Origin of the sequence: Streptomyces luteolifulvus (assembly GCF_008806595.1) — a bacterium.
Classification (GTDB): Bacteria; Actinomycetota; Actinomycetes; order Streptomycetales; family Streptomycetaceae; genus Streptomyces; species Streptomyces luteolifulvus.
Genome location: NZ_VZRB01000002.1, coordinates 249035 through 272434, shown reverse-complemented (window position 1 = coordinate 272434; position 23400 = coordinate 249035). Strand labels below are relative to the sequence as shown.

Here is a 23400-nt window from a genome sequence, read left to right as displayed (position 1 = left end):
GCGGCGCTCCCTTCCCTGCTGCTCGATTCCGGTATTCCGTATTGCGGAAGTTTTTTTCTGCGTAATGGAAGATTGCCTGTGGAGGGGGAGGACTGTCAAGAGCGCCCACGAAAAAGCGCCCCCGCGCAAAGGGCGCGGGGGCGCGAACGGACGGGCGGGTTCACAGCGCGTCGACGGCGCTCACCTTCCATCCCTCCGAGGTGCGGGCCATCGTCAGCCGCACCCGGTTCAGATCCAGCCGGGACCCGGAGACCTGGGTGCTCTCGGTGATCTGGTTGACGAAGAGCAGCACGATCACCTTGTCCGCGGAGGCCGACACGACGGAGCCCGTGGCGACCGTCGCCCTCACCACCCCGTGGTACTTCCTGGCGGTCGGTCCGACCACGCTCGTCGTGGTCTTGCGGTACTGGTCGCGGAAGTCCCCGGTCAGATGGGTGCGGCCCCGGACGAAGTCGCGGTCCAGATGCCGGTAGTCGTACGACAGCACGACCGGCGCCGCCTTCCGCGCGGCCGCGAGCGCCTGAGCCCGGGCGTCGTCCGTCGCCCGTCCCTCCCGGTACTGCCACCCGAGGACGCCGGCCGCGATCAGCCCCGCGAGGAGCAGGACGCCCACGACGGCGGTGAGCAGCTTCCGCCGACGGGGCTGCGCGGGCTCCTTCGGCACGCTCTCCTCGAACGACTCCGGTGACGGCTCGGGCGGGTCGTCCCAGCCGTCCTTCGGGGCGTCGACGAGCACGGTGCGGCCCGTCAGCCGCGCCGCCTGCTCGTCCGTGGCCGCCGGACCCCCTTCGGGCCGGCCGCGCTCCACGCGCCGCGCCGCCGCACGGGCGGCAGCGGTCATGGTGCTCCGGGCGGCGGATCCCGCTCCGCGGCTCCGGGTGGTCGCCTTCGTCATGCTCGTACTCCTCCCTGCTGGTGCGCGTCAGCCGACGAACTCGACGTCGGAGGTCAGCCAGCGGCCGTCCCGGTGCACCAGATCGAGCCGCAGCCGGTAGGTGCGCGCCTCCCCTTCGGGCACGGCGATGTTGGTCACCTCGCTGTCGGCGACGACCAGGACGCGGGCCGAGTGCTCGTCGTACCGGACGATGCCCGCCTCCAGGACCTGTCCCTGGGACACGGACTTGTTCTCGGCGACGAGCTCGGTCAACTGCTCGGTCTGCGCGGCGAACTGCTTCTTGAAATCGCCGGTCGCGCCCTTGAGCACGTTCGCGCTGTCCTCGCCGTAGCGCCGGTAGTCGAGCGAGGTGAAGTTCAGAGCCGACTGGCGGGCCGCGGCCAGGATGTCCTGACGGCGCTGCCCGGCCTCGTGCTGCTCGTAGAGCCCCAGACTCAGCCAGAGCGTCAGCGCAGTGGTGAGGACGGTCGCCACGACGAGCCCCACCGACCCGGCCCGGCCCGTGAGGGCCCTGTTCATGCCATCGGTCCGACGAGCAGCCATTGCCACGACTCCTTTCCGAATACGGCCTGTTGGCCGCCCGTCGAGCCGATCTCGACGGGTCTTCCGTCCGGGCCGGAGGCGGCGCCGGTCTCCGGGTCGTACGGCGTGATGAACGCCGCCTGGTGCGCGCCGCCGGAAGTGGCCGTCGCGCCGGGGGCGTTCTGGGCGCCCCGCACGGACGTCTTGCTCCCGCGCGGGGCGGTGCAGCGCGCGTCGGTGTTGGCCTCGCGCGCGGTGGTGTCCGCCGGGTCGCGCCGAGCCGTGCCGTACCCCTGGGTGCACGCCGGCGGGTCGTCGGCGTTCACCACCAGGCCGAAGTGGGTGGTGCCGTCGCCGGGGACGACGGTGTGGCTGCCCGCGACCAGCACCGGGAAGGTGACCAGCGCCTGCTCCACGCCGGGCAGCCGGGCGAGGGTGACCCGGCCGCCGCTGATCAGGTTGGCCAGCAGGACCGACAGCCCCGGCCCCGTCGACTTGAGCAGCGAGTTCACCTGCTGCCCGGCCACCGTGGCGTTGCCGATCAGCTTGCGCAGGTCGCCGTCGCTCGACTTCAACTGCGCGGTGAGCGCCGCCAGATCGCGGGCGAACGACTTGATGGAGGAGCCCTGGTCGGCCTGTGTCTTGAGGACCTTCCGCGAGTCCTCGATCAGCGAGACCGTCTCGGGCAGCGACTCGGACGCCGACTCGACGAGCGTGTTGCCCGAGTCCACCAGGCGGCCAAGGCTTGGCCCGGTGCCGGAGAAGGCCTTGCCCAACTCGTCGACGGTGACCCGCAGATCGTCCTTGCCGACCGAGTTCACCAGCCGGTCCAGACTGAGGACCAGATCCGTCGTGGGCAGCGGAACCCGGGTGCTGCCGCGCGCGATCGCGCTGCCGTCGAGGAGGTACGGGCCGTGGGACGTCCGCGGCTGAAGATCGACGTACTGCTCGCCGACCGCCGAACGGTTCGCCACCACCGCCAGGGTGTCGGCCGGGATGCGCGGCGCCCCGTCGTCGATGTCGAGGGCGACCGTGACACCGTCGGCGCCGGCCAGCCGCAGTGCGCCGACGCGGCCGACCGGCACCCCGCGGTAGGTGACCTCGGCGCCGGGGAAGATGCCCCCGGAGTCGGCGAAGTCCGCGTGCACGGTGTAGCCGCGGTCGAGGACGTCGTCCACCAGGCCGGTGTACTCGGCGCCGACGTACGACACCCCGACGGCGGTGATCGCCGCGAAGGCGAGCAGCTGGATCTTGACCGTACGGGTGATCACGGCTGGACCCCCTTCAGCATCAGCTCCGCGAGCGCGAGGTCGATGCCCTCCGGCACGCCGGACTCGGCGGTGTAGCCGCTCTTGCACACCGGCGGGCACAGCAGGTCGCCGCCGTCCGGGGCAGCCGACGGCGTCGAGGGGGAGGGCAGGCCCGGTGTGCTCGGCAGCGCGGTGGGCGTGGGGATGCCCGGCAGATCGGGGAGCTCGGGTACCTCGGGAAGGCCGGGCTTCCCGGAGTCCTCGTCGCCCCGGCTGTCGCCGGGCTTGTCCGTCAGGTTGCCGTAGATGCCGGCCAGATCCAGGTCGGCGGTGATGTGGAGGTTGACGTAATCCCCCTTGATCGCGTCGACGGCATTGCGCGGGAACGGGTAAGTGGTCAGCAGCTCAAGGGAGTCGGGCAGGTCGCTGCCCGCCTTGTTCAGCTGCTGGAGGATCGGCCGCAGCTGCTGGAGGTCGGCGACCGTGTCGTCGTGCGAGGCGTTGACGACCTTGGTGCCCGTCCTGCCCAGCTTCGACAGCGCGGTGAGCATCCTGGTCAGATCGCGCCGCTGGTCCGCGAGGACCTTCAGTGCGGGCGGCATGGTGTCCACGGCCTCGGCGATCGTCTCCTTCTCCTTTCCGAGCCGTTCGGCGAGCCGGTCCACCGCCGTGAGGGCACGGATGATGTCGCCCCGCTGGTCGTCCAGACCGCCGATGAACGTGTCGAGCTCCTTCAGTAGCGATCTGACCCGGTCCTCCCGGCCGTTCAGGGCGTGGTTCAGCTCCACGGTGATCGTCTTGAGCTGGGCCACACCACCGCCGTTGAGCAGCGCGGACAGCGCCGACAGCACCTCCTCGATCTCCGGGTTGCGGCCGCTGCGGGAGAGCGGGATCCGGTCGCCGTCGCCGAGCCGGCCCACGGGGGCGGTGCCGGCCGGGGCGGAGAGCGCCACGTACTTCTCGCCGAGCATGCTGGTCTGCCGCAGTTCGGCGACCGCGTTGCCGGGCAGCTTCACCGAGTCGGCGACCCGCAGCCGTACCCGCGCGTGCCAGCCGTCCAGCTCCACCTTCTCCACGGCTCCGACGGTGACGTTGTCGACCTTCACCGCCGACTGCGGCACCAGGTCGAGGACGTCGCGGAACTCGACGGTGACGTGGTACGCGTGACCGTCCGCGGCGGCGCCACCGGGCAGTGGGACGTCGTACCAGCCCTTGAACTCGCAGCCGCACAGCAGCAGCGAACCGGCCGCCGCCCAGGCCATCGCCCCACCCTTGCGCAGTACGTTCATGCGCTCGCCCCCAGGATCCCGCCGAGCGTCCGGTCGACCGTGCCCGTCACCGCGGGGCCCTCGGGCACCTCGGGCAGGGAGTCGAAGAGTTTCCTCAGCTCCTTGCAGTCGGGGTTCCTGCCGCCCTCGTCGCCGGTGGTCCTCAGCACGGAGCACAGCAGCGAGGCCGGATCCTGTGCCTGGTCCGCGTTGTTGCGGGTGTCGAGGGTGCCCGCGGCCGGGTTGTAGGCGTTGTCGAGGTTCGACATACCGGTCGGAGCGACCTCCAACAGCTCTGCCAGCGCGGCCCGTTGGGTGACGAGCACCCTGGTCACCTTGCTGAGGCCCCGCACATTCGAGGTCAGCGACTTCTTGTTGTTCCTCACGAAGGCGGACACATCGCCGAGCGCCGTCCCCAGGTTCTTGAGCGCGGCCGCGAGATCCTTGCGCTCGCCCGCGAGCTGCCCCGCGACCGCGGCGAGAGTGGAGTTGAACGACCGCACGCTCTTGTCGTCGGCGGCCAGCGCCGCCGTGAACACCTGGAGGTTCCGCACCGTGCCGAACAGGTCGGTGCGGCCGTCGGACAGCGTGGTGACGGCCTCGGAGAGGTCCTCCACCGTCCGGTGGAGCTTCCCGCCCTGGCCGTCCAGGTTGTCGGCGCTCACCCCGAGCAGCCGGGACAGCGAGCCGTTCCTGTTGGCGCCCTCGGGGCCGAGCGCCTCGGCCGTGGTGTGCAGGCTGTCGAAGATCCGGTCCAGCTCGACCGGTACGGCCGTACGCGACGCGGGGATGACGCCCCCGTCCCGCATCGCCGGACCGCCCCGGTACACCGGCAGCAGCTGCACATAACGGTCGCTGACCACCGAGGAGTTGATGATCGCGGCCTTGGCGTCCGCCGGGACCCTGTGGCCCGCGTCGTACGACAGCTCCACCCGCACCCGGTCGCCCTCCGGGGTGATCTTCCCGACCTCGCCGATCCGGACGCCGAGGACGCGCACGTCCGAGCCGGGGTAGATGCCGACCGTGCGCGGGAAGTACGCGGTCACCCGCACGGCCTCGGAACGCGGCCACAGCACATGCGTGAGCGCGGCGGCAAGGGCGAGCGCGACGAGCACGGCCAGGCGTCTGTTCAGCTTCCTCACCGTGCGCCTCCCGTACGCGGCGCCACCGGGGCGGCGACCAGGTTCTGGACGTAGGAGTCGAACCAGCGGCCGTTGCCGAGGGTGTTGGTGAACAGCCGCACATACGGTGCGAGCAGCTGCACGCTCCGGTCGAGACTGGACTGGTTCCGTTCGAGCATCCGCACCACGCCGTTCAGGCCCTTGAGTGCGGGCCCGATCTCCTTCTCGTTGTCCTCGACCAGACCGGAGAGCTCGATGCCGAGCGCGGCGGAGCTCTTCAGCAGTGTGTGGATCGCCTCGCGTCGTCTGCTGATCTCCCGGAACAGCTTGTCGCCGTCCTTGACCAGAGCGGTGAAGTCCTCGGAGCGCTCGGCGAGCACGCCCGTGACCCCGTTGGCGTGATCGAGGAGCTCGCCGAGGGCCCGGTCGCGAGAGGCCACCGTCCGGGAGATCTTCGACAGGCCCTCGATGGACGCCCGTACCTCCGCGGGCGAGTCCTGGAAGGTGCTGGAGATGGTGTCCAGGGCCGTTGCCAGCCGGTCGGTGTCCACCTCCTCCGTCGTGGTGGTGAGATCGCTGAACGCCTGCACGACGTCGTACGCCGCGACCGTGCGCCTCAGCGGGATCTCGCTGCCCGGCCTCAGCTGCCCCGGCCCCTCGGGGCTCAGCGCGAGGAACTTGGCGCCGAGGATCGTCCTGACCCGGATCGACGCGCCGGTCCCGGTGCCGAGCCGTGGATCGCCCTTGATCTTGAAGGTGACCTTGACATGGTCGCCGTCCAGGGCGACCTCCTCGACCTTGCCGACCTTCACCCCGGCGATCCGCACCTCGTCACCGGGCTTGAGACCACCCGCCTCGGAGAAGGCGGCGCTGTAGGTCTCGCCGTCACCGATCAGCGGCAGACTGTCGGCGTTGAACGCGGCCACGGTCAGCAGCGCGAGCGTGCTGAGACCGACCGCTCCGATCACCACCGGGTTCCGCTCACGGAACGGGGCCGGCCGAGGGCGGCGGATCCGTATGCGGGGCAGCCTCGGCGGGTCGATGCGGACCTTCATCAGCGGTTCCGGGCGGTTCCTCCCGCTCATGAGCCGCACCTCGCCCTCGCCACATGCATCTCCGGGGTGAGCACCTGCTTCGTCTTCGGCAGCACGATCCGGCCGTCGAAGTCACAGAGGTAGAAGTTGAACCACGAGCCGTAGGACGCCGTCCCCGTCAACTCGGTGAGCTTGTTCGGCAGCCGCTTCAGCACGCCCTCCACGGTCTTCTCGTTCTTGTTCAGCGTTCCGGTGAGACCGGTCAGCTCGGCGATGTCGTCCTTCAGCGGGGGCCGCGCGTCCTTCAGGAGCCCCGATGTGGCCTCCGTCAGGTCGCCGATGCTCACCAGCGACTCGCCGATGGGTCTGCGGTCGGCGGACAGCCCCGAGATCACCCGGCGCAGCTGCCGGAGCAGCCCGGAGAAACGGCCGCCGCGCCGGTCCAGTGCCTTCAGTACGGTGTTGAGGTTGTCGATCACCGAGCCGATCAGCCGGTCGCGGCCGGCCAGCGTCGTGGTGAGCGACGCCGTGTGCGCGAGCAGGCTGTTGACGGTGCCGCCCTCGCCCTGGAGCGTCCGGATGATCTCGGTGGCGAGCTGGTTGACGTCCTTGGGGCTGAGCGCGGCGAACAGCGGTTTGAAGCCGTTCAGCAGCGCGTTGAGGTCCAGCGCCGGCTGGGTCCGCGACAGCGGGATCGTGGCGCCGGGCTTCATCCGGGTGCCGTCGCCCGTCCCCTCGGTGAGCGCGACGTAGCGCTGCCCGACCAGGTTCCGGTAGCGGATGACCGCGCCCGTGCCGGTGAACAGCGGCCGGTCCGTGGTGACCGTGAAGGTGACCTCGGCCAGCGTCCGGTCCTTGATCCGGATGCCCTCGACCTCGCCGACCCGCACCCCGGCCACCCGGATGTCGTCGCCGTTCTCCAGCCCGGTGACGTCGCTGAACACCGCGTGGTAGGTGCGGTCGGGGGTGAGGGAGAGGTTGACGATGGTGGCGGCGAGCAGGGCCGTCGCCAGGATCGTCACCAGGGCGAACAGGCTGAACTTGACGAGCGGAGCGGCGGTCTGCCTCATGCGACGCTCACCGCCGTTCCGCGCGCCATCGGCCCGAACAGCAGGGTCGCGACCGGTGGCACCTCGTCGGCGGGCACGCCCATGACCGGGGCCACCAAAGACCCGACGGCGCGCTGTTCGGCCCGGGTCGCGGAGACGCCGAGCGGACCGGGTGAACTCCCTTTCCTGGAACCGTCGTCGAGTTGGGCCCCCGGCGCGGGGACCGGCGGGTGGGGCAGGCCACGGCAGTCGGGCCCCGACCGCTCGCCGTAGCGCGGGTACTCCCCGGGTTCGTACGCCCCCCGCTGCTGGACCACCTCAAGGGTGATGTGCATCCTGCCGCCCCGGAACGCCTGCTCGGAGGCCTTCTCCTGACGGACCAGACCGTCCAGAAGGCAGGGGTACTCGGGGGAGTAGCGGGCGAAGAGCTCCAGCGTGGGGCGGGAGACCCGGCCGAGGGTGATCAGCCGGTCGCCGTTCGCCTCGAGGAAGTCGTCGGCGGTGCCCGCGACCCCGGACGTCGTGGTGAGCGCGGACGCGAGCCGGTCGCGCTGCTCGACCAGGGTGCGGCTGGTGGTGACGGTGTTGCGCAGGATGGCCAGCAGGTCCGGCGCCGCCTCCTCGTACACCTCGGCGACCTCGGCGAGGCGCGCGAAGTCCTCGGTGAGGGACGGCAGATGAGGATTGAGCCGGTGCAGATAGTCCTCCACGCGCGTGAGGTTGCCGCCGATCCGGTCGCCGCGCCCTTCGAGGGCGGTCGCGAACGCGGAGAGCGTGGCGTTGAGCTTGCCGGGCTGCACGCTCCGCAGCAGCGGCAGCAGGTCGTTCATCAGCTGCTGCAGCTCGATGCCGACGCGGGTGCGGTCCTGGGTGATGACGTCCCCGGCCCGGATCGGGCGGGCCGAGGACCGTGCGGGTGGGACCAGGTCGACGTACTTCTCCCCGAACAGCGTCTTGGGCAACAGCCGCGCGTGCACATCGGACGGGATGTGCGCGACGTACCGCGGCTTGAGCGCGATGTCGAGCGTCGCCTTCCTCCCGTCGGCGTGCACCTCGCGCACCTCGCCGACCAGCAGACCGCGCAGCTTGACGTCGGCCCGCGGATCGAGCTGGCTGCCGAGGCTGTCGGCCTCCAGCGTGATCCGCACGACCGGGGTGAACACCTGCCGGTACACGGCGACCGACAGGGCCAGCAGCAGGGCGAGCACGGCGAGGAACACCACCCCGTACAACCGCAGTCTCAGCACCCTCACCCGGCTCACCCCGCAATCCGTACGGTCGTGTTGGCGCCCCAGATGGCCAACGACAGGAAGAAATCGAGAACGTTGATCGCCACGATCGAGGTCCGCACGGCGCGGCCCACCGCGACGCCGACGCCCGCCGGGCCGCCGCTCGCGTAGTAGCCGTAGAAGCAGTGCACCAGGATGATCAGGACGGCGAAGACGAGGACCTTCCCGAAGGACCACAGCACGTCCACCGGCGGCAGATACTGCTGGAAGTAGTGGTCGTAGGTGCCCGCCGACTGCCCGTAGTAGCCGGTGGTGATGGTGCGGGCGGCGAGGTACGAGGACAGCAGCCCGATCACGTACAGCGGGACGACGGCGACGAATCCGGCGATCATCCGGGTGGTCACCAGGAACGGCAGCGAGGGCACACCCATCACCTCGAGCGCGTCGGTCTCCTCGCTGATCCGCATCGCACCGAGCTGGGCGGTGAATCCCGCGCCCACGGTCGCCGACAGCGCGAGCCCGGCCACCAGCGGGGCGATCTCCCGGGTGTTGAAGTAGGCCGACAGGAACGCCACGAAGTTGGAGGTGCCGAGCTGGTTGAGCGCGGCGTACCCCTGAAGGCCCACCTCGGTGCCGGTGAAGAACGACAGGAAGGCGATGACGCCGACCGTGCCGCCCACGACGGCGAGGGCGCCGCGGCCGAAGCTCACCTCGGCGAGCAGCCGCAGGATCTCCTTCTTGTAGCGGCGCACGGTACGGCCGGTCCAGGCCAGCGAGCGTCCGTAGAAGGAGAGCTGGGTGCCCAGCTCCTCCAGACGGTTCAACAGCGCCATGCCTCAGCCCCTCTGCGGAACGACTTGGAAGTACACGGCGGTCATCACGAAGTTCGTCACGAACAGCACCATGAAGGTGATCACCACCGACTGGTTCACGGCGTCGCCCACGCCCTTCGGCCCGCCTTTCGCCGTAAGTCCCTTGTAGGAGGCGACGATCGCCGCGATCGCCCCGAACACCAGCGCCTTGATCTCCGCCGCCCACAGATCGGACAGCTGGGCGAGCGTGGTGAAGGAGGCGAGATAGGCGCCCGGAGTGCCGTTCTGCAGGACGACGTTGAAGAAATAGCCGCCCGCGACGCCGACCACCGACACCAGTCCGTTGAGCAGCACGGCCACCACCATCGACGCCAGCACCCGGGGCACCACGAGCCGGTGGATCGGGTCGATACCGAGGACCTGCATCGCGTCGATCTCCTCGCGGATCTTCCGCGCCCCGAGGTCCGCGCAGATCGCCGTGCCGCCGGCGCCCGCGATCAGCAGCGCGGTGACGATCGGCGAGGCCTCCCGCAGCACCGCGAGCACCGAGGCGGCCCCGGAGAAGGACTGCGCGCCCAGCTGCCGGGTCAGGCTGCCGATCTGCAGCGCGATGACCGCGCCGAACGGGATGGACACCAGCGCCGTCGGCAGGATGGTGACGCTCGCGATGAACCAGGCCTGCTGGATGAACTCCCGTGCCTGGAAGGGCCGGCGGGGCAGCGTCCGCAGGACGTCCAGGGCCATCGCGAAGAGGTGGCCCGACTGTCTCAGCGCTCCGGTCGGTGACAGGCTCATACGTCCGCCACCTCCCTGCGGCGCAGCTCCGCCTCCCGCCGTGCGATCGCCTCCCAGCGGGGCGGGCGGGTGATGCCCGGCCCCGGCAGCAGACGGGGCGTCGGCGCCTGGACGGGCGCCCGGTCGGCGAGCTGGGCGAGCTCCTGCTCGACCTGCGCCGCGTCCTTCTCCTCCGCCATGCCGATCGGGCCCTGCATCCGGCCGTTCAGAAACTGCCGTACGACCGGCTCGTCGCTGGTCAGCAGCCGTTCCCGGGGCCCGAACATGACCAGCTCGCGACGGAACAGCAGCCCGATGTTGTCCGGCACCTGGCGGGCCGAGGCGATGTCGTGCGTGACGATCAGGAAGGTCGCGTCGATCTGGGCATTGAGGTCGACGATCAGCTGGTTGAGATAGGCGACGCGCACCGGGTCGAGACCCGAGTCGGGCTCGTCGAAGAGGATGATCTCCGGGTCGAGGACCAGGGCCCGGGCGAGACCGGCCCGCTTGCGCATGCCGCCGGAGATCTCGCCGGGCAGCTTTCTCTCGGATCCGATCAGCCCGACCATGTCCATCTTGTCCAGCACGATGCGCCGGATCTCGCTCTCGGACCTGCGGGTGTGCTCGCGCAGCGGGAAGGCGATGTTGTCGTACAGGTTCATCGAGCCGAACAGCGCGCCGTCCTGGAACAGCACGCCGAACTGCTTCCGCACCTCGTACAGCTCGTGCTCACGGAGCTTCGTGATGTCCCGGCCCGCCACCCGTACCGAGCCCCGGTCCGGCTTGAGCAGCCCGACGAGCGTCTTGAGGAACACCGACTTGCCCGTGCCCGAGGGGCCGAGCATGACCGACACCTCTCCCGCGGGCAGGGTCAGCGAGACGTCCTGCCAGATGACCTGGTGACCGAAGGACTTGGTCAGCCCTTCCACACAGATCTCGACACCCATCCGGTCCACCTTTCGGCCCGTGGAGCAGCTCCGACATCTGCTCTACGGGGAGGGGCGGGGTGTCCGTCGCTCTGGTCGCGGATTTTTTTCGAGCGGGTCTACGGGGCCTACGGAAGCGTGCTGGGGGTGGGAGCGGGGAGCGAGGCGGAAGGTACGGCGGGGACGTCCGGCGCGTCTGTCGGATCCGGCACCCCGGTCACGTCCGGTACATCCGGCACGTCCGTCAGATCCGTCGGGTCGGGCAGAGCCTTCGACGGGTCGGGCAGACCCGTGACCTCCGGCAGTCCGGGCACATCGGGCACCCGCGGGACGTCCGGAGCCGGCACCGGAGGCAGCGCCGGGATCGAGACGTCCGGCAGCGGTGGCACGGACAGGGGCAGCAGGGATCCGTCGTCGCGTGACCCGGGCGTCGCCGAGGCGGCCACCGTCGCAGCGGAGCGGTCCGTGGTGCGAGGGGCGGGGACCGCCTCGCCGGTGCCGTCGGTGCGGAGCGCCTCCGTGCCGCGCGAGGTGGACGGCCGCGGCGCCGGGTCGTTCCCGCCCGCGTCGAGCGCGTACGGCAGCACGAATCCGGCCACTGCCAGGGTCGCCGCCGTCGAGGCGGCCGCCACGGCCTGCGCCTTGCCCACGGGGCGGGGGCGCCCCCGCCCGAGGAGGAACAGCGCGAACCCGAGCGTCGCGGCCAGCGAGTTCCTGAGCGTCCGCCGGGCCCTGGCCAGCAGCGACTCGACGGTCCGGTAGCTCAGCCCCATCCGGACGGCGACCTGGCCGACGTCGAGGTCCTCCGACTTCAGCCGGAGCGCCTCGGCCTGGCGGGCGGGCAGCTCCCCGCTGCGCACGGCCAGCCACCTCGCCTCGGCCCGGTCGCACACGGCCTCCTCGACCGGCACCGGACCGGGCGCGATCAGCGTCGGACTGGTGCGGACCTCGGCCTCGCGGTTGACCTGCCGATAGCGGTCCACGCACAGCCGCATGGTCACCGTCGTCAGCCAGGCCGCCAGCCGCTCGTCGTCCAGGTCGGGGCGCTCGGCGGCCCGCAGCATCGCCTCGTGCACCGCGTCCTCGGCGTCCTCAAGGCTCATCGACCTGCGCCGGGCCACCTTGAGCAACTGCTCACGGTGGCTCCACATGCGCTGCCAACGCTCGTCGGCCGCGTCCATGTCCGCGGGCCTGTCCGTAGCCATGAGGGCCCCTTCGCGCTCACCCGCCGGTCTCGTGCTGTCCGGCGGGTGGCGAGATTACCCCCCGGTAGCCGCGGTTGTGGAGGGGGTGGAGGCCATCGACTTCCCGCTGTGACGGGTCAGCCGCCGCTGGTCAGCGGTCCGTCGCCGGGCAGCAGCACGGGGACGGCGGGTCCGTCGCCCTGATGTCGTGCGGGTGAGGGCTGCCCGCACATCCGTGCAGACGCCCGGCGCCTGCACGCTCGGCGCCTGCACGGCGGGCGCCTGGCATCCGGGCGCGGAGGCCCGTGCCGGGGACGGCGCCCGTCGCCCATGACACGGTCGGCACCGTCATCGCCGCCGCCGCGAGCGCCGTACCCGGATCTCCTGCCGATGAGGGCTGCCCGCACCTTGGTGCAGCGGGTTAGGTTGTGCGCGTGCGATTGAGAGTGGAGTTCACGACCGAGCCCTTCGATCTCGACGAGGCGCCCGCGCATGCGCGGGCGGCCCGCCGTGTCGTCGAGACGGCCGACCTGGACGCGGTGGACGTCGGGCCGTTCGGCAACACGGCGGAGGGCGGTGCCGACGCCGTGCTCACCGCCGTGGACGCGATGCTGCGCAGGACGCTGGAGGCCGGCGCGACCCGGATCACGCTCCAGGTCAATGTGATCGCGGAGGCCGACCGGTGACCGGCGCCGGGGACGGGCCCTTCATCGCGGCCGTGAAACCACTGGTCGACTCCATGGGCGGGGAGATGATCCCGCCCGACGAGGCCGGCCCCGAGGACGTCGTGCTCGCCTGGGAGGGCGCCGACGTCGTCGCCGTACGCCTGCCGCAGCTCGCGGACTCGCTCGACCACATCCTGGCCGCCATGGAGCGCCGGCAGGGCAAGCCGCTCGCCGACCTGGACCGCAAGGCCAAGCAGGAGGTCGTACGGATACTGGAGGCGCGCGGCGCCTTCTCCGTGCGGCACGGAGTGGAGACCGTGGCCGGCGCACTCGGGGTGAGCCGCTTCACCGTCTACAACTACCTCAACCGGGACAAACAGGGCTGACGGAGCCGGAGGGGCGTCGCGGGATGTGCCACGTCCGAATTTTCAACAAAGTGTTGACGTGATGCGGTGAGGGGGCGTTAGCTGACCGCAGTCCGTTCAGCACGAGGGCCGTACGCGGCCACGGAGGCTCCGGTGACTTCGACTTCCACGCCCCCGGGCCTGGCCCGGTTCAACGACCTGGAGGAGCACACGGCCCTCGCCGTCCTCCACGAGGCGTGCGCCTCCACGGCCTGGGGAAAGCGGCTGATCGCCGCCCGCCCCTACGCCACCGCGGACGACCTGTACGCCGCGAGCGACGCCGCGACGGCGACGCTGACCGCCGAGGACCTGGCGGAGGCGATGGCCGGGCACCCGCCGATCGGCCGCCCCAGGTCCGGCGACCCGGCCTCGGCCCGCGAACAGCGCGGCATGGCCGGCGCCTCCGACGAGCTCAAGGCGGAGATGCTCGAACTCAACCTGGCCTACCAGGAGAAGTTCGGCCATGTCTTCCTCATCTGCGCCACCGGCCGGACCGGCGAGCAGATGCGCGACGCGGCGAAGGAACGGATCGGCAACTCGCCGGAGCAGGAGCGGGAGACCGTCCGCACCGAGCTGGGCAGGATCAACCGTATCCGGCTGGCCCGACTCGTCGAAGAGGACGCCCGACCATGAGCACCAGCACCACCGCATCCGTGTCCACCCACATCCTGGACACCAGCATCGGCCGCCCCGCCCAGGGCGTCGCGGTCCAGCTCTCCGCCCGCACCGGACCGGGGGCGGACTGGCAGGCGCTCGGCGGCACGGCGACCGACGCGGACGGACGGTGCAAGGACCTTCCGGCGCTGCCGGAGGGGACGACCCATGTACGGCTCGACTTCGCCGTCGAGGCCTACTTCGAGAATGTCGTGAAGAAGCAAGCCGATGCGCAGCAGGACGCCCCCGCGAACCGGGACAGCGGTGCCGGTGTGTTCTTCCCGGAGGTGGCGATCACGTTCGCCGTCGTACCGGGCGAGCACTACCACGTGCCGCTGCTGCTCAACCCGTTCGGCTACTCCGTTTACCGAGGGAGCTAGCGCACATGCCCATCCTGGGACAGAACCAGTACGGCAAGGCCGAGAACCGAGTCGTCAAGATCACGCGGGACGGCGCCACCCATCACATCAAGGACCTGAACGTGTCCGTGTCGCTCTCCGGCGACATGGACGAGGTCCACTACTCCGGCTCCAACGCCAATGTCCTGCCGACCGACACCACCAAGAACACGGTGTACGCGTTCGCCAAGGAGCACGGCATCGAGTCCGCCGAGCAGTTCGGCATCCACCTCGCCCGTCACTTCGTGACCTCCCAGCCAGCCATCCACCGGGCCCGTATCCGGATCGAGGAGTACGCCTGGGAGCGGATCGAGCACTCCGGTGAGGGCGCGCACTCCTTCGTCCGCCAGGGCCGGGAGACCCGGCTGACGCAGATCACCTACGACGGCTCCGCCTGGGAGGTCGTCTCCGGGCTCAAGGACCTCGTCGTGATGAACTCGACCGACTCCGAGTTCTGGGGCTACGTCAAGGACAAGTACACGACGCTCCCCGAGGCCCACGACCGCATCCTCGCCACCCAGGTCTCCGCCCGCTGGCGCTTCAACTGGTCCGGCGACGAGCAGCAGATGCCCGACTGGGAGAAGTCCTACGAGCAGGTGCGCAAGCACATGCTCCAGGCCTTCGCCGAGACCTACTCGCTGTCGCTCCAGCAGACCCTCTACCGGATGGGCGCGCGGATCATCGACAACCGGAGCGAGATCGACGAGGTCCGCTTCTCGCTCCCCAACAAGCACCATTTCCTGGTCGACCTGGAGCCCTTCGGGCTGAAGAACGCCACCGCCGACGGAGCTGTGTACTTCGCGGCCGACCGCCCCTACGGACTGATCGAGGCGACCGTCCTGCGGGACGGCCGGGAGGCGAAGATCCCGGCGGACCTCACCAACCTCTGACGCGGACACGGAAAGGAACGGAAAGGAGAGGACGAACGATGGCACAGCGCATCGTCATCGAGAACTGTTCGATCGCGACCGTGGACGCCGACGACACCGAGTACGCCACCGGACATCTCGTCATCGCAGGCAACCGCATCGAGTCGCTCGGCGCGGGCCGGGCCCCCGAGGGCCTGGAGAACGTCGGGCGCCGTATCGACGCCTCCGGCCACCTCGTGACTCCCGGCCTGGTCAACACCCACCACCACTACTACCAGTGGATCACCCGGGGTCTGGCCACCGACCACAACCTGTTCGACTGGCTCGTCGCGCTGTACCCGACCTGGGCGCGCATCGACGAGAAGATGGTGTACTCGGCCGCGCAGGGCTCGCTCGCGATGATGGCCCGCGGCGGCGTCACCACCGCCATGGACCACCACTACGTCTTCCCGAAGGGCTCGGGCGACCTGTCCGGCGCCATCATCCGCGCCGCCCGCGAGATGGGCGTCCGCTTCACCCTCGCCCGCGGCTCCATGGACCGCAGCGAGAAGGACGGCGGACTGCCGCCGGACTTCGCCGTCGAGACCCTCGACGGCGCCCTGGCCGCCACCGAGGCGACCATCGACGAGCACCACGACGCCTCCTTCGACGCGATGACCCAGGTGGCCGTCGCCCCCTGCTCCCCCTTCTCCGTCTCCACCGAACTGCTCCGGCAGGGCGCCGAACTGGCCCGCCGCAAGGGCGTACGGCTGCACACCCACGGCTCGGAGACCGTGGAGGAGGAGAAGTTCTGCCACGAACTGTTCGGCATGGGCCCGACCGACTACTTCGAGTCCACCGGCTGGCTCGGCGAGGACGTGTGGATGGCCCACTGCGTCCATATGAACGACTCCGACATCGCCGCCTTCGCCCGGACGCGGACAGGGGTCGCCCACTGCCCGTCCTCCAACGCCCGGCTCGCCGCCGGCATCGCCCGGGTCCCCGACATGCTCGCCGCCGGCGTCCCCGTCGGTCTCGGCGTCGACGGCACGGCGTCCAACGAGTCCGGCGAACTCCACACCGAACTGCGCAACGCCCTGCTCATCAACCGCCTCGGCGCCCACCGCGAGGCCGCCCTGAACGCCCGTCAGGCGCTCCGGCTGGGTACATACGGCGGCGCCCAGGTCCTCGGCCGTGCCCCGCAGACCGGCTCCCTGGAGCCGGGCAAGCTCGCCGACCTGGTGCTGTGGAGGCTGGACACCCTCGCCCACGCCTCCATCGCCGACCCGGTGACCGCGCTGGTCTTCGGCGCGGCGGCCCCGGTCACGGCCTCCTTCGTCGGCGGCCGCCAGATCGTGGAGAACGGCCGGCTGCTGCACGCCGACGAGGACGCCATCGCCCGCTCGACCCGGGAGGAGGCACGGCGGCTGGCGCGGCTCGCCGCCCGGTGAACTCCGCAGTGCCGTACGGCACTTGATCTGCGGCACTTGAACTCCGGCCGGGAGGGACGGCTCCCGGCCGGGCGTCCGTGGACCCGAGCGGGTCCACGGCGGCCGCCTCCGGGGCGCGCGTGAAGGCGCGCGCCCCGGTACGGTCCCCGTCCCCGACCCCCGCAAAGGGTTCCCCGGTCCCGCACGACCGACCTCCCTGAAACCCACGTCTTGATTGCGGGCAACTCGGCCTGCTCTACGGCGTCGTCGAGGGCATGCCGGGAGAGTCAGGGGCGGCCGGGAGCCTGGCAGGGCGTGGCCCGCGGCAGCCGGCCCGTGAAGTACGACCGGGGCGGGACGCCCATCAGGGTGCGGAAGTCCGACGTCATGTGCGACTGGTCGTAGTAGCCGGTGGCCGCGGCCAGATCGGCCCAGGCGACGTGCGCGGCATGACTCAGGACCGTCCGGACCCGGTCGACGCGGGCGAAGTGCTTGGGGGACAGGCCGACCCCCTCGGCGAAAAGGTTGCGCAACTGCCGCTCGCTGACCGCGAGTTCCCGCGCCACCTCGCCCACCTGGCCGGGGACGCGGCCGGCGCCGGACGACAGCGCGTCCACACCGGCGCGGAGCAGTGCGGTGCGCGGGCCGTCGGCGGCGGTGGCGAGTCTCCCGGGCAGTACGTCCGCCAAGTGGGCCACGGCCTCGCCGGGATCGAGCCACCTGAGTTCACGGGTCAGCCGGCGGGCGGCGGCGCCGGGCAGATCGTCCAGCGGCACCGCACGGCCCACGAGGTCGACCGCCGGCACGCCGAGCAGTGGGCGCGCGGTGCCGGGCGTCAGCCGCACCTCGACGCAGGAGGCGAATCGCTTGCCCCGGTGGTACGAGGCGCGGACGCGCGGGCCGACGACCAGGGTGCTGCGGCGGCCGTCGGCACCGACCCGGACCACCACCTTGGTGAGGGCGTCCGGGAGATGGACGTACGGCTCCGCAGACTCCTCGCCCACCGACACGGACCCGATGCCCGCGACCCAGGGGCGCAGCGCCTCGGGAGTGGCCAGGACCTGTCGGGACACGGTGTTCGTCACCCCTCCACCGTAAGCGCGCGGCGCGGCTGTCCGGGCCGGTGAACCGTGCCGGATTTTCCAAGAGTTGGGGGCCGTCCGCCGTCCATCGTGGTGGACATGATCCTCGTGACGGGTGCCACGGGCACCATCGGCAGTGAAGTGGTACGACAGCTTGCGGCGCGCGGCGAGAAGGTGCGCGCCCTGACCCGGGACCCGGCGGGCGCCCGCCTGCCCTCGGGCGTGGACACCATGCGCGGCCATCCCCGCGACCGGGCCGCAGTCGAGGGGGCGATGGCGGGAGCCGAAGCCGCCTTCCTGGTCGGGGTGTTCGGCCCGGACGACGCCGAGTACGACCGGGGCCTGGTCGAGGCGGCGCGGGCGGCGGGCGTACGGCGGATCGTGAAGCTCTCCACGATCGGTACCGGTGACCCACGGCTCGGCGTGTTCGGAACCTGGCACCTCCCCGGGGAGGAGGCCGTCCGGGCGAGCGGCCTGGAGTGGACGGTTCTGCGCCCGTCCTCCTTCGCCTCCAACACGCTGGCCTGGGCGCAGGCCGTCCGGGAGGGCAGGCCCGCGCCCCATCTGATGAGCGACGGCAGGCAGGGCGTCGTCGATCCGCGCGACGTGTCCGAGGCCGCGGCGGCCGCGCTGGGGGACCCGCGTCACTCGGGGCGCACGTACACCCTGACCGGCCCCGAGAAGCTCAGGGCCAGTGAACAGGCAGCGATCCTCGGTGAGATCCTCGGCAGACAGGTGGAGCTGACCGACCTGACTCCGGAGCAGCGCCGGGAGCAGCTGCTCGGCGCCGGTCTCGGCGAGACCTACGCGGACAGCCTCGTGGCGGGTGCCCGGTTCATCGAGGAGGGCGGCAACGCCGTCGTCACCGAGGACGTACGGGAGGTACTGGGACGCCCCGCGCGGACGTACCGGGAGTGGGCCCAGGACCACAAGGAGACGTTCGCGTAGCCGCGAGCGGGGCGCGGGCGGCCGGCCAGTCGCGGGCGCCACTCGGTCGCGCGCGCCGGGCGGCTTTCCGCGGCAACCTAGAGCCCGAACAGGCTCGGGTCCGCCGCCAGTTCCTTGAAGCGCTCCCGCGGGTCCGCGACCAGCCGTCGCTCGGTGAGGTCCAGCAGCCCGCCGACGGCCGTGATCTCGGCCGCCACCGTGCCGTCGGTCTTGCGTATCGTCTGCTCGATCCGGAACGTCTTGCCCTCGCCCCACTCGAAGACGCACGACACCTCGACCTCGTCGCCCGCCAGCAGCTCGCGCCGGTAGCGGATGGTCGTCTCCAGAGCCACCGGGCCGACCCCTCTGGCCTGGAGACCGGCCTGGGTGATGCCGGCCGCCTGCAGCAACGACCAGCGGGCGTGCTCCGCGTAGTTGAGGTACACGCTCTGGTTGAGATGGCCCTGTACATCCGTCTCGTACCCGCGGACGGTCACCGGGACGGTGAACGGTTCGATCACGGCTTTTCCTTCTTGTCGTGGACGTTCTTGTCGTGGACGCAGCGGTCGGTCGATCTTGGCATGTCTCACACCCGTCGGGGGGAGGCCAGCAGATAGCGAGCACGCGTACGGGGGTCGGTGTGCTCGCCGGTCTGCCAGCCGGACCGCTCCAGCGTGGCCGCGCAGGCCTGCAACGCCCCGGAGTCCGGTCCCTGCACGGCGACGGCCTCCGGCTGCGGCGTCGCGCGCACCCGGTAGCCCTCGGTGTCCCGGTCGGCGGGACGGTGGCCGGCCGCCTCCAGGGCGAGCGCGGCGGCCTGCACCAGATGCGTGCGTTCCCAGCCGCAGGGCCGGTCCGTCGCCCCGTCGGGATTCGTCATCCGGCGCAGCTCCAGCAGGCCCTGCCAGGCGCTGTGCACCTCGCGGATGCGGGAGGGGTCCGCTGCGGGCAGGCCCTCCTCGCCGCCGACCCGTGCGGTGAACACGCCGGCCGTGCTCGGCCCGGGGGCCTCGGGCGCGGGCGGTTCCGGCTCGGCGTCCCGTATGCGATGCCCGGCCGGCGTCAGGAAGTGGTCGTGCGGCGGCCGAGGGTGCCGGAAGGCGAGCCCCCGCTGCACCAGGGCCGCGAGCTGCGACTCCGAGCCCTTCAGGCGCCCGGTGACCGGGTCGGCGGCGTCGATGACACGCCGCTGCGCGGCGGTAGGCGGTCGTGTCACGGCGTGCTCCTCCCCGGTGAACAGCCTGCTCCAAGGGCTGGTCGGAGTGACGCGATCAGCCCATTCGAAGAGTACGACGGGGGTCTGACATTCACCGGCGGCAAGGGGGCGACGCCGGAACCGCGCACCGCGTACCGCACACTGTGCGACTGGGGCGCCGACCGGTCGTCGGTCGTGGCTGCGGCGGTGTCGATCGGGTGTCGGTTGTGGGTGCGGTGGCGTTGGCCGGGTGTCGGTCGCGCCGACTCCGGTGCCGGCCGGGTGTCGGTCGCGGCTGCGGCGGCGCCGGGCGGGTGTCGATCGCGCCGACAGCGGCGTCGACCGGATGCCGATCGCGCCGACTCCGGCATCGGCCGGGTGTCGGTCGTGGCTGTGGCGGCGCTGGCTGGGTGTCGTTCGGGCCGCCTACGGCGTCGGCCGGGTGTCGACCGCGCCGATTACGGCGTAGTCCGGATGTTCAACCCCGCCGCCCACGGCGCCAGCCGAATGTTCCCGCCCCCGGCCAACTACGGCACCGGCCGAATGTTCCACCCCGCGATCACCGGCCGCGCATGCTCCGTGCCGAGTCGGCACAGTGTCCCCGTCGCCAGCTGGAACAGGGCCCCCGCCGACGGGGGCAGCCCGAGTCGGCGTGCGGTCAGGACGCGCAGGAAGTGGCCGTGCGCGACCAGGACGACGACACCCTCGGCGTTGGCGAGCGCGGCGTCCGCCTCGGCCAGCACCCGGTCGGCGCGCTCCCCGACCTGTTCCGGAGTCTCCCCGGGATGCTCGGGCGGCCCGGGCGCGACGCCGTCCCGGAAGAGGAACCATCCCGGCCGGTCGCGCTGGATCTCGGCGGTCGTGACGCCCTCGTACCCGCCGTAGTCCCATTCGCGCAGGTCCGGGTCGACCCGCACGTCGTGCAGGCCGATCAGCTCCGCGGTCTCCCGCGCCCGCTGCATCGGGCTGACGAACGCGGCCCCGATCCGGTGCGAGCGGAGCAGCGGCACCAGCCGCCGCGCCTCCTCCCGGCCGTCCTCGGTCAGCGGGACGTCCGTCGAGCCGGTGTGCCGCCCGGACCGGGACCACTCGGTCTCACCGTGTCGGACGAGCAAGAGATCACCCACGTCCGCGCCCTTCCCGCTCGTCTCCCAGCACGGTGTCACACGGTCGAGGCGGCCCGCGAACGGACTGCGCCAGTCGCCTTAACGCCCGATCCGGCTCCCGTGGTGGCCCGTGGCGGCCCGGTGTGACGTTCTCGATCGGGCGCCGTCCGGGTCACCGTTGCCGATGCGCACGCCGGCCGAACGGCTCGTCCTTCACGCTGTCTGACGGCCGAGGTGACCCGCGCGTCGACGACCGAGGTGGAGATCCTTCCGCGTGCCGACGGCAGCCCCGGGCGTCCGTCGGCGGCGGCCCGGTCCCCGCCCTGCATGTCTCCATCGGCCACACGGCCGGCCATGGCGCGGCGGCCGTCGCACCCGACGCGGTCGGAGTGGACCTGTGCGAGACGGTCTCGGCCGCCACCGTGTACCGGGCCGCGGACCATGTCCTGGTCCCCGAGGAGCGGCCGGTCGTCACCGATCGGCCCGATCTCCTGACGGCGGCATGGGTGTTGAAGGAGCCGCCGTCAAGGCCGACCGCCGCAGCCTGCTCGGCGAGGCGCCGCGCCCGCATCGTCGCCCTGACGCGGCCCGTCCTCGACGGCCGCCGTCGGGCCATGGTCCGGCACGCCGGCACCGCGATGCCCGCCCTGGTCCTCGCACCCCGGGCCGCCCCGGGGACAGGAGCCGCCCGCTACTGCCGATAGCCGCTCAGGAACCGCCCGATCCGCCCGATCGCCGCCTCCAGATCGTCCGCGTGGGGGAGGGTGAGGATGCGGAAGTGGTCGGAGGCCGGCCAGTTGAAGCCGGTGCCCTGGACGACCTGGATCTTCTCGCGCAGCAGCAGGTCCAGGACGAACTTCTCGTCGTCGTGGATCCTGTGCACCTTGGGGTCGAGGCGCGGGAACGCGTACAGCGCGCCTTTCGGCTTGACGCAGGAGACCCCGGGGATCTCGTTGAGCTTCTCCCAGGCCACGGCGCGCTGTTCGTGCAGGCGGCCGCCGGGGGCGGTCAGCTCGGCGATGGACTGCCGGCCGCCGAGCGCGGCCTGGATGGCGTACTGGGCGGGCGCGTTGGCGCACAGCCGCATGGAGGCCAGCATGGTCAGGCCCTCCAGATAGTTGCGCGCGTGCTGTCTGGGGCCGGTGACGACCAGCCAGCCCGAGCGGAAACCGGCGACCCGGTAGGTCTTCGACAGGCCGCAGAAGGTCAGGACCACCAGGTCGGGGGCGAGCGCGGCGGCCGAGTGGTGCACGGCGTCGTCGTAGAGGATCTGGTCGTAGATCTCGTCGGCGAAGACCATCAGGCCGTGCCGGCGGGCGAGGTCGAGGATGCCCTCGACGATCTCCTTCGGGTAGACGGCGCCGGTGGGGTTGTTGGGGTTGATGATGACGACGGCCTTGGTGCGGTCGGTGATCTTCGCCGCCATGTCGTCCAGGTCCGGGTACCAGTCGGCCTGCTCGTCGCAGAGGTAGTGCACGGCCTTGCCGCCGGCGAGCGTGGTGACGGCCGTCCAGAGGGGGAAGTCCGGGGCGGGGATGAGGATTTCGTCGCCGTCCTCGATCAGCGCCTGTACGGCCATCGAGACCAGCTCGGAGACGCCGTTGCCGAGGAAGACGTCGTCGACGCCGACGTCCAGGCCCCGGTCCTGGTAGCGCTGCGCGACGGCCCGGCGGGCGGAGAGGATGCCGCGCGAGTCCGTGTAGCCGTGCGCCTGCGGCAGCATCCGGATCATGTCCTGGAGGATCTCCTCCGGCGCCTCGAAGCCGAAGAGGGCGGGGTTGCCGGTGTTCAGGCGCAGCACGCTGTGGCCCGCCTCCTCCAGCGCGTTGGCGTGCTCGATCACCGGGCCGCGGATCTCGTAACAGACCTCGCTGAGCTTGCTCGACTGCCGGAACTCCATGCGCTCTCGCCCCTCCGGTATGTGGTGTTGCTTGGTTTTACCAAGTATGAGCTTGGAAAGTCCAACAACATGTCTAGACTGCGTCGCATGTCACCTCGCCGAAGTTACGACCAGTACTGCTCCGCCGCCCGCGCCCTAGACGTCGTCGGTGACCGCTGGACCCTGCTGATCGTCCGGGAGCTGCTCGCCGGTCCCCGTCGCTACACGGACCTGCACGCCGACCTGCCGGGAGTCAGCACGGACGTGCTCGCCTCACGGCTGAAGGACATGGAGCGCGACGGGCTGACGACCCGGCGCAGGCTGCCGCCGCCCGGCGCGGCGTACGTGTACGAACTCACCCGGCGCGGCCGTGAGTTGCTGCCGGTGCTGCAGGCGCTGGGTGCGTGGGGAGCGCCCGAACTGGGCGAGCGCCGGCCCACGGACGCCGTGCGCGCCCACTGGTTCGCGCTGCCCGTGCTGCGGGAGCTGGAGGGCGAGGGCGTGGTCGAAGTCCGGCTGGAGGAGGGGGACTTCCATCTCCATGTGAGGGCCTTGGACGGACCCGTGTACGGCGACGGCCCCGCGCCCCGCGACCCCGACGCCCGGCTCGTCCTGGACGCCGGGACCTGCGAGGCCGTCGCCCGGGGAGAGTTGAGCCTCGCGGACGCGGTGCGGGACGGCCGTATCGAGGTGACCGGCGACGGCACACTCGCCAAGGCGCTGCGGGAGGGGTGACACAGCAGAGGCC

The 23400-nt window shown here is 71.4% G+C and carries 26 protein-coding genes; 9 read left to right on the top strand and 17 right to left on the bottom strand.

The window, feature by feature from the left end; all coding sequences use genetic code 11:
• Positions 1–160: 160 nt before the first annotated feature.
• From F7R91_RS03810 to F7R91_RS03755, 12 genes are all read right to left on the bottom strand, one after another.
• A complete protein-coding gene (locus F7R91_RS03810; protein WP_150944432.1) occupies positions 161–895 on the bottom strand; it encodes a hypothetical protein in 735 nt (244 codons plus the stop codon).
• A 27-nt stretch (positions 896–922) separates the two neighbouring features.
• On the bottom strand, positions 923–1414 hold the full coding sequence (locus tag F7R91_RS03805) for a hypothetical protein (protein ID WP_150944833.1): 492 nt from the start codon (positions 1412–1414) through the stop codon (positions 923–925).
• Positions 1411–2688 carry an MCE family protein gene (locus F7R91_RS03800; RefSeq protein WP_150944430.1) on the bottom strand — a complete coding sequence of 426 codons (1278 nt, stop codon included), beginning with the start codon at positions 2686–2688 and terminating at the stop codon, positions 1411–1413. The genes F7R91_RS03805 and F7R91_RS03800 overlap by 4 nt, the downstream gene beginning before the upstream one ends.
• Positions 2685–3956: an MCE family protein gene (locus F7R91_RS03795; RefSeq protein ID WP_150944428.1), complete on the bottom strand. Its 1272-nt coding sequence runs from the start codon at positions 3954–3956 to the stop codon at positions 2685–2687. Before F7R91_RS03795 ends, F7R91_RS03800 begins: the two co-directional genes overlap by 4 nt.
• Positions 3953–5077 carry an MCE family protein gene (locus tag F7R91_RS03790; protein ID WP_225320509.1) on the bottom strand — a complete coding sequence of 375 codons (1125 nt, stop codon included), beginning with the start codon at positions 5075–5077 and terminating at the stop codon, positions 3953–3955. The genes F7R91_RS03795 and F7R91_RS03790 overlap by 4 nt, the downstream gene beginning before the upstream one ends.
• Complete coding sequence (locus F7R91_RS03785) at positions 5074–6141, bottom strand: MCE family protein (RefSeq protein ID WP_191971330.1); 1068 nt, start codon at positions 6139–6141, stop codon at positions 5074–5076. Before F7R91_RS03785 ends, F7R91_RS03790 begins: the two co-directional genes overlap by 4 nt.
• Positions 6138–7160 (bottom strand): MCE family protein, encoded by a 1023-nt coding sequence (locus F7R91_RS03780; protein WP_150944426.1) that lies wholly within the window; start codon positions 7158–7160, stop codon positions 6138–6140. Before F7R91_RS03780 ends, F7R91_RS03785 begins: the two co-directional genes overlap by 4 nt.
• Positions 7157–8392 carry an MCE family protein gene (locus tag F7R91_RS03775; RefSeq protein ID WP_150944424.1) on the bottom strand — a complete coding sequence of 412 codons (1236 nt, stop codon included), beginning with the start codon at positions 8390–8392 and terminating at the stop codon, positions 7157–7159. The genes F7R91_RS03780 and F7R91_RS03775 overlap by 4 nt, the downstream gene beginning before the upstream one ends.
• A gap of 5 nt (positions 8393–8397) precedes the next feature.
• Entirely contained in the window at positions 8398–9201 is an 804-nt protein-coding gene (locus F7R91_RS03770) for an MlaE family ABC transporter permease (RefSeq protein WP_150944423.1), read from the bottom strand.
• Positions 9202–9204: 3 nt separating this feature from the next.
• The gene (locus tag F7R91_RS03765) at positions 9205–9975 is read right to left on the bottom strand and encodes an MlaE family ABC transporter permease (RefSeq protein WP_150944421.1); all 771 of its coding nucleotides are present in this window, start codon (positions 9973–9975) and stop codon (positions 9205–9207) included.
• A complete protein-coding gene (locus F7R91_RS03760) occupies positions 9972–10901 on the bottom strand; it encodes an ABC transporter ATP-binding protein (RefSeq protein ID WP_150944419.1) in 930 nt (309 codons plus the stop codon). Before F7R91_RS03760 ends, F7R91_RS03765 begins: the two co-directional genes overlap by 4 nt.
• A 107-nt stretch (positions 10902–11008) precedes the next feature.
• On the bottom strand, positions 11009–12085 hold the full coding sequence (locus tag F7R91_RS03755; RefSeq protein WP_150944417.1) for a sigma-70 family RNA polymerase sigma factor: 1077 nt from the start codon (positions 12083–12085) through the stop codon (positions 11009–11011).
• Positions 12086–12498: 413 nt separating this feature from the next.
• On the opposite strand from F7R91_RS03755, the gene F7R91_RS03750 reads away from it, so the two are divergent.
• The 6 genes from F7R91_RS03750 (at position 12499) to F7R91_RS03725 (ending at position 16484) form a co-directional block, all read left to right on the top strand.
• On the top strand, positions 12499–12750 hold the full coding sequence (locus tag F7R91_RS03750; RefSeq protein ID WP_150944415.1) for a hypothetical protein: 252 nt from the start codon (positions 12499–12501) through the stop codon (positions 12748–12750).
• Positions 12747–13115 (top strand): helix-turn-helix domain-containing protein, encoded by a 369-nt coding sequence (locus F7R91_RS03745; RefSeq protein ID WP_150944413.1) that lies wholly within the window; start codon positions 12747–12749, stop codon positions 13113–13115. The genes F7R91_RS03750 and F7R91_RS03745 overlap by 4 nt, the downstream gene beginning before the upstream one ends.
• A 132-nt stretch (positions 13116–13247) precedes the next feature.
• A complete protein-coding gene (gene uraD / locus F7R91_RS03740; protein ID WP_150944410.1) occupies positions 13248–13766 on the top strand; it encodes a 2-oxo-4-hydroxy-4-carboxy-5-ureidoimidazoline decarboxylase in 519 nt (172 codons plus the stop codon).
• A complete protein-coding gene (gene uraH / locus F7R91_RS03735) occupies positions 13763–14167 on the top strand; it encodes a hydroxyisourate hydrolase (RefSeq protein WP_150944408.1) in 405 nt (134 codons plus the stop codon). The genes uraD and uraH overlap by 4 nt, the downstream gene beginning before the upstream one ends.
• Before the next feature lie 5 nt (positions 14168–14172).
• Entirely contained in the window at positions 14173–15075 is a 903-nt protein-coding gene (gene pucL, locus F7R91_RS03730; protein ID WP_150944406.1) for a factor-independent urate hydroxylase, read from the top strand.
• Positions 15076–15113: 38 nt separating this feature from the next.
• Complete coding sequence (locus tag F7R91_RS03725) at positions 15114–16484, top strand: 8-oxoguanine deaminase (RefSeq protein ID WP_150944404.1); 1371 nt, start codon at positions 15114–15116, stop codon at positions 16482–16484.
• Positions 16485–16750: 266 nt separating this feature from the next.
• Here the strand turns inward: F7R91_RS03725 and F7R91_RS03720 are convergent, their stop codons facing one another.
• Complete coding sequence (locus tag F7R91_RS03720) at positions 16751–17548, bottom strand: AraC family transcriptional regulator (RefSeq protein ID WP_150944402.1); 798 nt, start codon at positions 17546–17548, stop codon at positions 16751–16753.
• 96 nt (positions 17549–17644) lie between these two features.
• On the opposite strand from F7R91_RS03720, the gene F7R91_RS03715 reads away from it, so the two are divergent.
• Entirely contained in the window at positions 17645–18493 is an 849-nt protein-coding gene (locus F7R91_RS03715) for an NAD(P)H-binding protein (protein ID WP_150944400.1), read from the top strand.
• Between the two features lie 77 nt (positions 18494–18570).
• Here the strand turns inward: F7R91_RS03715 and F7R91_RS03710 are convergent, their stop codons facing one another.
• The 3 genes from F7R91_RS03710 to F7R91_RS03700 all read right to left on the bottom strand — a co-directional run bounded on the left by F7R91_RS03710 (position 18571) and on the right by F7R91_RS03700 (position 20794).
• Entirely contained in the window at positions 18571–18993 is a 423-nt protein-coding gene (locus F7R91_RS03710) for an acyl-CoA thioesterase (RefSeq protein WP_150944399.1), read from the bottom strand.
• Positions 18994–19058: 65 nt separating this feature from the next.
• Positions 19059–19688 (bottom strand): hypothetical protein, encoded by a 630-nt coding sequence (locus F7R91_RS03705; protein ID WP_150944397.1) that lies wholly within the window; start codon positions 19686–19688, stop codon positions 19059–19061.
• 506 nt (positions 19689–20194) lie between these two features.
• Positions 20195–20794 (bottom strand): histidine phosphatase family protein, encoded by a 600-nt coding sequence (locus F7R91_RS03700; RefSeq protein ID WP_150944395.1) that lies wholly within the window; start codon positions 20792–20794, stop codon positions 20195–20197.
• Between the two features lie 368 nt (positions 20795–21162).
• Here F7R91_RS03700 and F7R91_RS03695 point away from each other — a divergent pair, with 368 nt between their 5' ends.
• Positions 21163–21477 carry a hypothetical protein gene (locus tag F7R91_RS03695; protein ID WP_150944393.1) on the top strand — a complete coding sequence of 105 codons (315 nt, stop codon included), beginning with the start codon at positions 21163–21165 and terminating at the stop codon, positions 21475–21477.
• Here the strand turns inward: F7R91_RS03695 and F7R91_RS03690 are convergent.
• The gene (locus F7R91_RS03690; RefSeq protein ID WP_150944391.1) at positions 21465–22673 is read right to left on the bottom strand and encodes a pyridoxal phosphate-dependent aminotransferase; all 1209 of its coding nucleotides are present in this window, start codon (positions 22671–22673) and stop codon (positions 21465–21467) included. The two genes, F7R91_RS03695 and F7R91_RS03690, sit on opposite strands and share 13 nt — an antisense overlap.
• A gap of 87 nt (positions 22674–22760) precedes the next feature.
• Between F7R91_RS03690 and F7R91_RS03685 the strand changes: the two genes are divergently transcribed.
• On the top strand, positions 22761–23387 hold the full coding sequence (locus F7R91_RS03685; protein WP_150944389.1) for a winged helix-turn-helix transcriptional regulator: 627 nt from the start codon (positions 22761–22763) through the stop codon (positions 23385–23387).
• Positions 23388–23400 lie beyond the last annotated feature (13 nt).

What these genes read in the sequence shown, in the direction of transcription:
- F7R91_RS03810 (WP_150944432.1), bottom strand. Translation starts at nt 895, where the DNA reads ATGACGAAGGCGACCACCCGGAGCCGCGGAGCGGGATCCGCCGCCCGG.
- F7R91_RS03805 (WP_150944833.1), bottom strand. Translation starts at nt 1,414, where the DNA reads ATGAACAGGGCCCTCACGGGCCGGGCCGGGTCGGTGGGGCTCGTCGTG.
- F7R91_RS03795 (WP_150944428.1), bottom strand. Translation starts at nt 3,956, where the DNA reads ATGAACGTACTGCGCAAGGGTGGGGCGATGGCCTGGGCGGCGGCCGGT.
- F7R91_RS03785 (WP_191971330.1), bottom strand. Translation starts at nt 6,141, where the DNA reads ATGAGCGGGAGGAACCGCCCGGAACCGCTGATGAAGGTCCGCATCGAC.
- F7R91_RS03780 (WP_150944426.1), bottom strand. Translation starts at nt 7,160, where the DNA reads ATGAGGCAGACCGCCGCTCCGCTCGTCAAGTTCAGCCTGTTCGCCCTG.
- F7R91_RS03770 (WP_150944423.1), bottom strand. Translation starts at nt 9,201, where the DNA reads ATGGCGCTGTTGAACCGTCTGGAGGAGCTGGGCACCCAGCTCTCCTTC.
- F7R91_RS03765 (WP_150944421.1), bottom strand. Translation starts at nt 9,975, where the DNA reads ATGAGCCTGTCACCGACCGGAGCGCTGAGACAGTCGGGCCACCTCTTC.
- F7R91_RS03760 (WP_150944419.1), bottom strand. Translation starts at nt 10,901, where the DNA reads ATGGGTGTCGAGATCTGTGTGGAAGGGCTGACCAAGTCCTTCGGTCAC.
- F7R91_RS03755 (WP_150944417.1), bottom strand. Translation starts at nt 12,085, where the DNA reads ATGGCTACGGACAGGCCCGCGGACATGGACGCGGCCGACGAGCGTTGG.
- uraH (WP_150944408.1), top strand. Translation starts at nt 13,763, where the DNA reads ATGAGCACCAGCACCACCGCATCCGTGTCCACCCACATCCTGGACACC.
- pucL (WP_150944406.1), top strand. Translation starts at nt 14,173, where the DNA reads ATGCCCATCCTGGGACAGAACCAGTACGGCAAGGCCGAGAACCGAGTC.
- F7R91_RS03725 (WP_150944404.1), top strand. Translation starts at nt 15,114, where the DNA reads ATGGCACAGCGCATCGTCATCGAGAACTGTTCGATCGCGACCGTGGAC.
- F7R91_RS03715 (WP_150944400.1), top strand. Translation starts at nt 17,645, where the DNA reads ATGATCCTCGTGACGGGTGCCACGGGCACCATCGGCAGTGAAGTGGTA.
- F7R91_RS03690 (WP_150944391.1), bottom strand. Translation starts at nt 22,673, where the DNA reads ATGGAGTTCCGGCAGTCGAGCAAGCTCAGCGAGGTCTGTTACGAGATC.
- F7R91_RS03685 (WP_150944389.1), top strand. Translation starts at nt 22,761, where the DNA reads ATGTCACCTCGCCGAAGTTACGACCAGTACTGCTCCGCCGCCCGCGCC.